The following is a 12,055-nucleotide window of genomic DNA, read 5'->3' on the forward strand; positions in this document are numbered from 1 at the left end:
TGTGTCTAATTTAATTTCCGCAGGAAAATTCTTTAAATTTTGATTGAATTGGAGTGGTAGCGAATCAAAGAATAGCGTTCTATTTCATTGACAATAATGAAGAATGGATAGTGTAATCGCTAAGTCCGGAATTTAGAGGTAATTATTACGTGACTTGAGAGGTTTGGGACGGATTTTTGTAATGCTGTGAGGTACGCGGTTGTAACTTTTAAAAAAAGGTTTTTTCACCATGTGAAAAAACCTTTTAGTGTCTATTTATTGAAGTTTTTTGATTTGAGTTTTAAGTTGCTTAAATCGTATAGATAAAACCACTCTAGAAATCCCATATATGAAAAATGCCATGGCTGTCCAAAAAATGATCGTGATACCTCCAATTATTGGATTCCAAATCATAATAAAGGAAAACAAAATTCCTAAAATTCCTAAGGCCAATAACCATCCCCAGTTTTTAGACCCAAAAGATTTGATTTCAAATGAAAAGCCAATAGCTGATACCGAACGGAACAGTAAGATAAAACCAATATATAAAGGTAGAACCACTATCGATAATTGTGGAGCACACATCAACCAGATACCAAAAATAAGATCGATAATACCAGTTGCTAAAAACCAGCCCCAACTGTTTAGTTCTTTTCGATTGCTAATTGAAAAGATAATTTCGAAAATACCGTTGATAAAGAAACTAATACTAAATAATAAGGCTAATGTGATATAGGCTTCTACAGGAGTTCTCAGTATCCAAAAACCCAATAAAATAAATAATACACCTACAATAAGAGATAGGTACCAATGCTTGATAGCACTTTTCATTGTTGTCATTACTTGATTTTCCATATTCAATATTTTATTATGTTTATAATAGCTTAAATTTACGTTTTTTTTAGTTAGAATAATCGAAAATGTTAAATAAAAAGTACCTAGTTAATCTATTTAGGTTAATTTTTAATTTAAAAAGGGATAAATGACCCTTTCAATGGATTTATCGTTGTATTGATGTTTATTTTGACCCAATTTAATATTGGGTTTAAGAGCGAGCTATTTTATTACGCTAAAAAAACGTTCAATTGCTAAGTGTTGTTGATTTGATCAACAAAAAAGTAGGATAGTAATATTATGTGATTTAATAACTATGAAAACATACAAGTGGATTGTTGCAGTTTTAGTATGGGGTGGTCCTCTATGTCAGACTTGGGCCACTAATCCGATTAAAATTAAATGCGGAGATCTATGGGCTATTTTTTCCGAAAAGCCCTCTTCGGTAAAATTAATCGATTGCAAAGAATCAGAAGGGCAAAGATTGGCTACGGCTACTTATCGAATTTTGCCAATAGATCAGCGACGAATTGAAAATTTACTAGTAAAAAGATACGGAATGGGTTCTTTGGTAAAAACAACTTGTAATTGGGAACCGGAAAAAGGTAAAACAGGTACTATTATCAGCAAACGTTTGGCCCTTATAGACCCGAAATATAGTATGACTATAAGCATGTGGGCGGAAAGCGATATGGAGGTTAACGTTTTTAAAGGTAAAGAACAGGAAAAATCTTATTATTGTGTAGTAATTATATGGGATGAAATTTAAGTTTTATTTACTATTTATTCTGTGCTTCCACTACGGCATTTAAAGCATTTACCCCATTAAATGCAGCGGGAAAACCAGCATATACGGTCATTAGTAACATGATCTCATTGATTTGAGCAGTTGTTAATCCAACTTGTAGTCCGGCGTTAATATGAAACTTTAATTGATCGACAGCATTTCCTAAGGTGGCCAATGCGGCTATGGTCGCAAGCTGTTTGGATTTTGAATCGAGTGTGCTCTTGGCATATATATCTCCAAAGGCGTGTTCCATAGTGAACCGGATTAAAGCAGGTGAGGATTCACCTAATAGATCGTAGAGTCTCTGTTCTTGTAGCGGGTCTAAAATTGCTAATTGAGTCGATCCGTTGTCCCGTCTACTTGTTGACTCATCAAAAACTAATGGTGTTCCCATGATATCGACTATACCTTTGTTAACGCGTTCCTCCAGAACTTCTTTTAGTAACTTCATCGCAGTGATACTCTTTGGAAAGCCGGTGTAAATGGACATCTGTAAAATAATATCTTTCAATTCAATTACTGTATTTCCTGTATTTAATGCGCCGTGTAAGTGAACTTTTATTTCGGGTACAGCCCGTTGAGCAATCAATGAGCATAGCGCAACAATTTCTTTTTGTTTGTCAGTGAGATGTTGTTCATTATACACATTGCCAAAAGCATATTCGATAATATAATCGCTGAGTTCTGGTGATATATCTTGCAAGTTCTGAACTACTTGCAATCCTGCTTCGCCATCGATTTGTTCTAATTTATTCCAGCCAATTTGATACAGCTCACTTTTTTTGGTCATAATGATTTGCGAATAAGTTAACAAGGGATAAAACAAGATCAGTAATAAGAGTTGATTTCTCATAGATGATTTTTTTTTTATAATTGAACGTGCGTTAATCAATTGTTTAAGTTCGATTTGCTCTTTCTTCGCTTAAATAATAAACAACTAATTGAATTTAGAATCCTTTACGATGATTCCAAATGGAAACTATAATCAATTTTCCCGCACTGATATAAAATCAAATATAATGCGTTAGCGAGTCTTATTATTAGGACTTTTAGTGTTATAATCGGTACTTTTTAATAAACAATTGCGAGGTCATTCCCACTTTCTTTTTAAATATTCGCGTAAAATAGGAGGGATCTTCAAAACCTATTTCAAATGAGATCTGATTGATATTTTGATCGGTATAAATAAAAAGTCGTTTTGCCTCTGTAATTTTAAGATCTAGTAAATATTGCTTTGCGGTTAGACCCGTTACTTGTTTGCATCGCTTATTTAATTCGCTAGTTGTTATCTTTAGTTTGTCGGCATAGTAACTTAAAGCTTTAATTTTTGAAGTATCGGATAAAATAAGTTTTTTATAAGATACTATTTGTGAATCTGCTTTTCTCGGAGGTTGACTGCTATCGAATATAATTTGTTGAATTGCTGAACTGTAATACTGAATCCCTGCCATAAGGATCTTTTGGGATAAAAGATCTTTTCTACTGCATTGATCGATTAAGTTTTCGTGTAAATCAATGAACAGACGAATTGTTTTTTTATCGTGAATATCAATATAGGATGTCGAGAAATCATCTTGAAAAATAGGGCTAAAGATTTGGTCTATCAATACGATGTAGCCCTTGCTGTTTTTTGAGAAAGTCCAATTGTGAATTTGTTTAGGACTCATTAAGAAAATTCTATTGGGTTGAATTTGATATTCTTCAAAATCAACAACATAAAGTCCATTACCTGAAGTGAACCAGACAATAGAGTAGAAAGCGTGGCGATGAGGCCAAGTGATATCTGGATCTTCGGTGTGTTCAAATCGAGCAACATAGAGGGACTGTTGTCGTTGGGTAATTGGGACTATAGCTGCTATATTATATTCCTGTAGCATATTATAAATATAGATAATATTTATAAATAAAACAAAATTTTCGAGTTAATTAACTTGTTGTCAGTAGCGTATGTAGGTGTTGCTCATTGTGGCCGTAAATAAAAAAGCTAATGTTTGCTCTTAGGTTTTACGGCTTGAATAAATCATTAATTTTGAATAAATGAAAATATTATGATACGGTTAGATAAACAAGTTGCTTTAATTACGGGTAGTGCTCGAGGTGTAGGTTATGAATATGCCAAACTATTATATGACAGAGGAGCTGTAATAATTATGCAGGATTACGGTGTTGATAAAGATGGAACGGGTAATAATCCTGAATTGGTTCACCAGGCCGCGCAATCTATTAGTTTGGATTCCGATCGGATTTGGGCGGTGGATGTCAATTTGAACAACGAGCAGCATTGTCAGAATCTGGTGGATCAAATTGTTGAGAAATTTGGAAGGATAGATATATTAATTCACAATGCGGGTTGGGTCGCTTATCAAACTATTGAAGAATTGACATCGGAATTCTTAGAGCGCAGTATTGATGTCAATGTGTATATTCCGACGTGGTTGTCCAAAGCGCTATTTCCGGTGATGAAGCAACAAAAATATGGTCGTATGGTTTTTACAACCTCTGACCGGGCTATATATAAAGAATATGGATTAAAAGGTTTGGGGCCCTATGCTATAGGTAAAATGGCACAAATTGGTTTGATGAATATTTTAGCTGTCGAAGGTGAAGAGCACGGTATTTTAGTCAATGCAGTATCTCCTGTGGCAAAAACGCGTATGTGGAATGTGGAAGGGGAACCAGATAATTTAAAACCCGCTCAAATTGCAACAGGAGTATTGTATTTGGTATCGCCCGACTGTATAGACTCTGGCTATATACTTAGGGCAGCAAATGGACATTTCTATGCAGTAAAATGGACAGAAAGAGAAGGGGTTGCTTATCCGATGGATATACTGGGGAGTGCGTGTGAGACTCCCGAACAAATTGCCCATGCGTGGAAGGATATTACACATTCCGTAGCGTTTTAAAAATCAATAAGCCGTTTCACTGTCAGAATCGGCTTATTGATTGTAAGGATAGAGATTTATTTAATTAAAAGTTCTAATTTTTTTAAGCGTTTTTCAAACTCTTCATTGATTTTTTTGATGTTTTGATTTTCAGTTTCCAATTGAAATAAACGAGATGCTAGTTCTTGAGTTGCTGAAATGTTTAGCATGGAAAGCGCATCGTAGTCCACGGTTTTCAAATCTTGTACTTCTGTTCCATATACAAATAATTGATTCGGTAAAACTGTTTTTGATTCAGCGATTTTTATCTGATTTTCTGAGATGGAAAGGATATCCACAATGATTTCACGATCTTGAAGAAATACTTTTAATCGCGTAGCAGTCGGATCAATTTCAAATTTGGAGGAAAAGTGCAAGGTGTTGTCATTTGTGGTTGCCATCTGATAGATATTTGGAATAAATGTTTTAACATCACTTGTACTAATGGCTATGGGATAAATATCTTCTACTTGTTGGGCGATCACTTTTTTGTATGATTTTTTGCCGTACAAAACTTCATCTCTCATGGTATAGTCTGTAATTTGAATTTGGCTTAAGGTCAGTAAGTCTTTTGCAGAATCTGATTTTCCAAGAATATTTTTAATCCGTTGATCTGAGAAAATAGAAGTTTGTGCAACGCTTAATTTACCGATTGCAATGATATTACCGTCAGCATAAATCGAAGTATTGGTATTAAAGTCGCCGATATTGTTGTTGTAATTCATATATGTTGCTTCAGTTCCCGTGGGAGTAGCCATAGCTGTAGGGGCTATACCGTAGTAGTTTAAGATTTTAGCAGTAGATGGCCATGCAGCGGTTTTTGATTCGACGTGTAGAGGAAACAAGGGATTATCGGTTCCTATTCCAACATTTCCCTTTTCGTTGATATTAATACGACGATTACCATCTCCATCAGCTATAATGATGTTGTTGGATAAGTTTTCGGGCAGTTGGCGCACCAATGCACCAATAATGGTATTGTTTTTTCCAGTTGTTATACCGCGACCCGTATTAGAACCAATAAAAGTGTTTCGGCCATCAGTTTTAGTGGTACTATTGATATCATATCCTGCCATTTGTCCAATGATTACATTATAGGAACTCGCGATATTATTGTAAAAAGCTTGGTGACCCAATACAGTATTGTTGTCAGCGGTAGTGCTATAATTGGAAGAAAAACGTCCGATTGCTGTATTGGAACGTCCTGTTGTGTTGGAAAAAAGAGCTCCAGAACCTATAGCGGTATTGTCATTTGCTGTATTGTTTGACAGTGCTGATGCTCCAATGGCTGTGTTGTTTATTGCGATTTCATTAGATAATAGTGCTTCAATTCCAATGGCTGTATTGGAATATCCTCGAGTATTTTTTGATAAACTGTTATAGCCGATAGCGATATTACCGTGCCCTTCCGTATTGGCATAAAGAGTATGATAACCATGAGCAACATTATTACTGCCGGTTCTATTAAAGGCTAAAGCTTCATAACCGACAGCGCTATTGTAGTTTCCATCGACATTGATTTTTAATACAGAATTTCCAATACCAATATTCCCAACTCCAACACCGTTGTATTGTAAGGCTGCATTTCCAAATGCGGTATTTCCCGTAGATATCCGACCACCTTGTACATTATATCTCTTAAAAATCAAATCTTTGTCGTCTGTGGTTCCTAAGAAATCTGTTGCGGGATTGCTGTTGGCATTACCGGTGACACTCCAACCGTAAACAGGGACAGTACTGTCGATGAGTTTATTCCAGCGAGCAGGAGTACTCGTCCAATAATAATAACCGGGATTGATATCGCCTGCTTTGCTTTGATTGTAAATCAAAAGCGCATTGGATGGTGAGGGTATAGTTGTGATATCGGTTGAACTAGTTAAATTAACCCGAGGCATTAAAAACCCTTTATCACTACTGGATAAGTCCAATGCGGCTGATTCGGAGGGTATACTCGTTCCCATACCTACATTACCTTTCTCATTAATATAGACGCGACGATTGCCATCGCCGTCGGCTAAAATAACGGTATTCGAAAGATTCGAATTCAAAGCAGCGACATTGGCTCCAATAATCGTATTGGATTTGCCAGTCACTATACCAATCGCTGTTGCGCTGCCGATAAAGGTGTTTCGACCTTCAGATTCATTGAGCATATTCAAACTTGTCCCTGTCAGAAAACCTATCGCTACATTGTCACTACCTTTGGTATTGGCTCGCAACGCATCATTACCTAAGCCAACATTCCGATTACCTACCGTATTGGAATATAATGCGCCGTCACCCATAGATACGTTTCTCGAACCTGTAGTATTGGAAAGTAATGCCTGATATCCATAAGCCGTATTGCGATTTCCGGCGGTATTTTCAGAAAGAGAAAGTGCTCCAGTTGCTGTGTTTTTCTCTCCCAATATGTTTTTAAAAAGCACATGACTTCCTATGGCTGTATTGCTGTTCCCGAGGGTGTTATTGTTTAGAGTCTGATAGCCAAGGCCGGTGTTTTGTTGTCCATCCGTATTTTTGTTTAGACTATAATTTCCGATAGCGGTGTTTTTGCTTTCGGTGTTGAATGATGACACTATTAAAGCTCCTACACCGTAACTCGTGCTGTGGGAGTGGAGGATGCCCGCAGTGATCTTATTTCTTTTAAAAATCAAATCCTGATCATCTGTCGTTCCCAGAAAATTAACGAGTTTGGAGGTTTGTGCATTTCCATCTAAACTCCATGATGGAATGGATTTATCTAATAATCTCGTCCAGAGTGAATTGGCATCACTCCAATAGTAATAACCCGGACTTAAATCTGTAGTTAAAGTTGTATTGTATATCAGTAAGGCTGCGGATGGTGCCGTAATTGTATTTTGATCGTCAAGTGACTTTAAGGCTATTCGAGGCGGTAATATTCCTTTGTTTTTGCTGTATATTTCTAAAATTGAGGACGGATGTGGTGTAGTCGTACCAATACCCGTTTGTGCATGAATGGAAAAGGATACTAATGACAACAATAGTAGTAGGTTTAATTTCATAAGTTTAAATAAGACGAATTCTAAGTGTGAAATACAAGATAATATGAATCACTAACAGACAGAAGCGTATACTGATTACGCCGTTTTTCTAACTCAAAATGATATTATGTACAAAAATAATATTTTGAACTTACGAATAGCGAATTAAGGTATGTTTTGTGGTTTGTCAAGTTATAGTTTTGTCGCAAAAGGTTGTTATATTACATATAGATATTACAAACCTCTGTTTGTATGGACAAGATTAGATATTTTGTTGTGAATGGTCTCTATGTAAGCTAATGCTATTTGGGCTTGCTATCTGTAGTTTTATTATTTCCCAAGAGATAGCATTTAGTAGTAGGTGATAGGTATAGAACAGTCGTAAACATCTCTGTCGTTATTAAATGGATATTATACTATTTTATACCTAATTTTTAGATTAGTTTATGAAGAATCAAAATAGAAATCACTAAATTTGGTTTTTTCATCTTGAAAATTAAAAGTCGTTGCCTTTTATATTATAATAAAGAAGAATTGTTAGGCTTTATAGGCTTATTTGACGACATCTTTCTTACTTTTAAAAAACTTTATGTTAAAAGTAAAACAACTTAACCAAAAACTTTAAAATCCGTTCTCTAGATAATATGAATGAAGAATTAAATACACTGGCAGAAAAAACAACTGATTTATCACATCATCTGTATCCTTTAATTAGTGACTTGGGATTGATTTTGATGACAGCGGGAGTAGCAATTTTGTTGTTTAAAAAGATTAAGCAACCCTTGGTGTTGGGTTATTTGATTGCTGGGTTTTTAGCTGGACCGCATTTTACTTTATTTCCAACAGTTAAGGAGATAGGTAACGTCGAGGTATGGGCTGAAATTGGTGTTATTATTTTGTTGTTTAGTTTAGGGCTAGAATTTAGTTTTAAGAAATTGATGAAGGTTGGTGGAACCGCTTCCATTACAGCCGGTGTTCAAATTGTTTCAATGATCGTCATCGGGTATTTGGTCGGTATGCTGCTCGGCTGGCGTCAAATTGATAGTATATTTTTAGGGGCGATGTTATCGATGTCGTCCACAACCATAATTTTAAGAGCCTTTGATGAGCTTGGTGTGAAATCTCAAAAATTTGCTGGTGTCGTCTTCGGAACGCTGATCATAGAAGATATCGTTGCAATTTTACTGATGGTATTATTGGCTACCATATCGGTATCCCAGAATTTTTCGGGAATTGCTTTGCTGGAATCCAGTTTAAAGTTAATTTTCTTTTTAATCCTTTGGTTTTTGGGGGGAATCTTCTTGATTCCAACACTTTTAAAGAAGGTAAAACCCTTGTTGACCGACGAAACCCTGTTGATTGTTTCCCTAGCTTTGTGTCTGATGATGGTGATGTTGGCTACTAGTGCAGGGTTTTCTCCGGCTTTGGGAGCTTTTATCATGGGGTCTATCATCGCGGAAACCACCAAGGCTGAACAGATTGAGCATATCATCAAGCCGGTAAAAGATTTATTTGGAGCGGTGTTTTTTGTATCAGTCGGTATGTTGATTAATATTGATACTTTAAAAGAATACGCTCTACCTGTAGTGATCATAACAGTGGTTACTATTCTTGGAAAAGCCTTGTCAACAACGATGGGGGCGTTAATATCCGGTCAACCATTAAAACAATCTGTGCAAGCGGGAATGAGTTTGGCGCAAATTGGAGAGTTTTCTTTTATTATTGCTACTTTAGGGATGACTTTAGGAGTTATCAGTGAGTTTTTATATCCCATCATCGTTGCGGTGTCGGCTATTACAACTTTTACAACGCCGTTTTTGATCAAAAAATCAGTACCGGCTTATTTGGCTTTACAAAAGATTATTCCGCAAAACATTCAGGATCGAATCGAGCAATACAGCTCCAATACACAAGGTATCAAAACTACGAGTAATTGGAAATTATATATCCAGGCGAATGCCCTTCATATTGTATTGCATTCAGTTATAGTAATTGGTATTGCGATTATGGCATTGCGATTTTTAAGACCGATGGCGGATACGGTTTGGGAGCGAATCTTCTTCTGTTTTTTATCCATCGTGATTGCCGGTCCTTTTTTATGGGCTTTAGGGCTTCAAAAAGTAGGTAAAAAACCACTGGATGAAATCAAAAAAGATCGAAAATACAAAACACCTGTCATCATTATGTTGGTGTTTAGAATATTGTTAGCGGCATTTTTCATCGGGTTTATAATCAATCTGTTTTTCTCTCCGTTGGTGACTTTTATAATGTTGGTTGTGTTATTGATCACTATGTTCTTGTTTCCGAAAAAACTACAAGCGCTGTACTTAAAGATTGCCAGTAGATTTATTGAAAACTTAAATAGTCGCGAGCTTTCAGAGGCAGTGAGAAATAAAAGCAGTCTAACGCCTTGGGATGGACATATGACTACATTTGAGATTCCTCAGGAATCTGCTTTAGCTGGTAAGACCTTATTTGATTTGAAATTAAGAGAAACCATAGGTGTTAATATTGCGATTATCAAACGTGGGGAGTTGTCTTTAAATGTACCTACCCGATATGATAGATTATTCCCTAAGGATATTGTCTATGTAATCGGTACAGATGAGCAAATTGAAATGTTTGAAAAGTATTTGAATGCTAATAATTTGAGTTCGATTGAAAACAATGATATTATTCTACAAAAAATCGAGTTGAATAACGAATATTTTATTGGTAAAACGATTCGGGAAACAGAGATGAGGGATAAGATTCGAAGTATTGTTGCGGGAATTGAACGCGATGGAAAGCGAATCATTAATCCAGAGTCTGATTTTGTATTGCAGAAGGGGGATATTCTTTGGTTGATTGGTGATAAAAATCAAATCGAAGCACTTATTAAATAAAAAGCTGTAAAACTGTGATGAATAGTATAGTTTATAGAGATGCTTTAAGAGAAGATTTATTGGAAATCGTTTCGATTTATAATGAGACTATTGCTTCAAGGATGGTTACGGCAGACACGAGCCCGGTTACGGAGCAAAGCCGTGAAGTTTGGTTTGAGAATCACAATGCCTACCACCGTCCGTTATGGGTTGTTGAGAATGAGTCGGGGCAAATGGTGGCGTGGGTTAGTTTTCAATCTTTTTATGGCAGACCAGCTTATGATGCTACAGTAGAAATTAGTATTTATATATCTGAATCACATAGAGGTAAAGGTTATGGAAAACAAATATTGCAATACAGTATGCGTCAAGCGTTACAATTTGGTGTAAAAACGATTTTGGGATTTGTATTTGCTCACAACGAGCCCAGTTTGAAACTTTTTTTATCTCAGGGATTTAATGTTTGGGGAAATATGCCTAAGATTGCCACGATGGATTTAAAGGAATATGATTTATTAATTTTAGGTAAACGACTTGTAGAGTAATAAAACAGCTATAATAAAAAACTTAAGGCCTTAACCGTAACGGTTAAGGCCTTGATTGTTGATAAAGGTTATGGACTTAGTCTTGTCCTCTTTTATTTTTTTTCTCTCTTTTTTCTGCTTTCTTTTCAGCAGGCGTTTTCAAAGCTACTTTTTTTTCGCTTTTACGGGGGCTTTGTTCTTTTGCCATAGGTGATAAATTTGTTGTAAGATACTTGTTTTTAGTGAATTTATTGTAAAGTACTTTGTTTTTTTTTGTTTTTAGTAGGGATTTTATATAGAAGAATGTCTATTCGTGCATTTGCTCATCCGAGTATCCGCAGATTGCAGATCAGTGAAATAGTCATCAGTGATCGGTAATCAGTGGGGGCATGATTTGTAATTCGTTAGTCGAAAATCGAGATTCGTCGGCTATCGTTAATTTCTTACTCCTCATATATAGATATTTTCTATAAACTTGAACCCTCTAGTTGCTCTTTGCTAATTCGTTATTCGTTAGTCGAAAATCGTGATTCGTCTCCTCGTGAATTTTTCACACCTTATATATATGGATGGGTTTGCATAAGTACGAGCCCATTCCTTGCGAACAGCGTAATCAGTAATCGGTAATCAGTGGGGTCGTTATTCGTTAGTCGAAAATCGAGATTCGTCGGCTATTGTTAATTTCTCACTCCTCATATATAGATACTTTTTATAAACTTGAACTCTCTAGTCACTCTTTACTAATTCGAGATTCGTTAGTCGAAAATCGAGATTCGTCGGTTAGTGTGAATCTTTTACTACTATATATATAGGTAACTTTGCCTAAACGTAAACCCTCGACTCCCGAATCCCGACTTTCGATTCACGTGCTAGTCACTGATCACTGTTTACTGATCACTAGAACAATCGGCTTTTCATAAACGATAACCTTCGACTCCCGATTTTCGATTCACGACCATACTGATCACTATAATAATCGGCTTTTCACAAACGATCACCTTCGAATCACCAATCCCGACTCACGAATTACGATTTTCTTTCAACGTGTAAAGTTACGGTAACTAGCGTGTTAAGAAAATCACGTAAAAAACTTCCAAAATAAAACAACAAAAGATTAGGAATGCTGGTAAAAAGGCCTACT

General features: G+C 36.0%; 8 protein-coding genes. 4 read left to right on the forward strand and 4 right to left on the reverse strand.

Annotation, left to right across the window (positions count from 1 at the left end; all coding sequences use genetic code 11):
- Positions 1 to 255 precede the first annotated feature (255 nt).
- The gene (locus L1275_RS09920) at positions 256 to 834 is read right to left on the reverse strand and encodes an HdeD family acid-resistance protein (protein ID WP_253472307.1); all 579 of its coding nucleotides are present in this window, start codon (positions 832 to 834) and stop codon (positions 256 to 258) included.
- 295 nt (positions 835 to 1,129) lie between these two features.
- Here L1275_RS09920 and L1275_RS09925 point away from each other — a divergent pair, with 295 nt between their 5' ends.
- Complete coding sequence (locus L1275_RS09925) at positions 1,130 to 1,582, forward strand: DUF4952 domain-containing protein (protein WP_253472309.1); 453 nt, start codon at positions 1,130 to 1,132, stop codon at positions 1,580 to 1,582.
- Positions 1,583 to 1,592: 10 nt separating this feature from the next.
- On the opposite strand, the gene L1275_RS09930 is transcribed toward L1275_RS09925, so the two are convergent.
- Entirely contained in the window at positions 1,593 to 2,453 is an 861-nt protein-coding gene (locus L1275_RS09930; protein ID WP_253472311.1) for a carboxymuconolactone decarboxylase family protein, read from the reverse strand.
- Positions 2,454 to 2,655: 202 nt separating this feature from the next.
- Positions 2,656 to 3,477, reverse strand: coding sequence for an AraC family transcriptional regulator (locus L1275_RS09935; protein ID WP_253472313.1), 822 nt, complete (start codon positions 3,475 to 3,477; stop codon positions 2,656 to 2,658).
- A gap of 171 nt (positions 3,478 to 3,648) precedes the next feature.
- On the opposite strand from L1275_RS09935, the gene L1275_RS09940 reads away from it, so the two are divergent.
- Positions 3,649 to 4,506: an SDR family NAD(P)-dependent oxidoreductase gene (locus tag L1275_RS09940; protein WP_253472315.1), complete on the forward strand. Its 858-nt coding sequence runs from the start codon at positions 3,649 to 3,651 to the stop codon at positions 4,504 to 4,506.
- A gap of 56 nt (positions 4,507 to 4,562) precedes the next feature.
- On the opposite strand, the gene L1275_RS09945 is transcribed toward L1275_RS09940, so the two are convergent.
- Positions 4,563 to 7,547: a tail fiber domain-containing protein gene (locus tag L1275_RS09945; protein WP_253472317.1), complete on the reverse strand. Its 2,985-nt coding sequence runs from the start codon at positions 7,545 to 7,547 to the stop codon at positions 4,563 to 4,565.
- A gap of 623 nt (positions 7,548 to 8,170) precedes the next feature.
- Here L1275_RS09945 and L1275_RS09950 point away from each other — a divergent pair.
- Together L1275_RS09950 and L1275_RS09955 are read left to right on the forward strand one after the other, a co-directional pair.
- Positions 8,171 to 10,411, forward strand: coding sequence for a cation:proton antiporter (locus tag L1275_RS09950; RefSeq protein WP_253472319.1), 2,241 nt, complete (start codon positions 8,171 to 8,173; stop codon positions 10,409 to 10,411).
- A gap of 17 nt (positions 10,412 to 10,428) precedes the next feature.
- Complete coding sequence (locus L1275_RS09955; RefSeq protein ID WP_253472321.1) at positions 10,429 to 10,935, forward strand: GNAT family N-acetyltransferase; 507 nt, start codon at positions 10,429 to 10,431, stop codon at positions 10,933 to 10,935.
- The last annotated feature ends 1,120 nt before the right edge of the window (positions 10,936 to 12,055 follow it).

This window comes from Flavobacterium sp. HSC-61S13, from assembly GCF_024171535.1.
In the GTDB taxonomy this organism is placed as follows: Bacteria; Bacteroidota; Bacteroidia; order Flavobacteriales; family Flavobacteriaceae; genus Flavobacterium.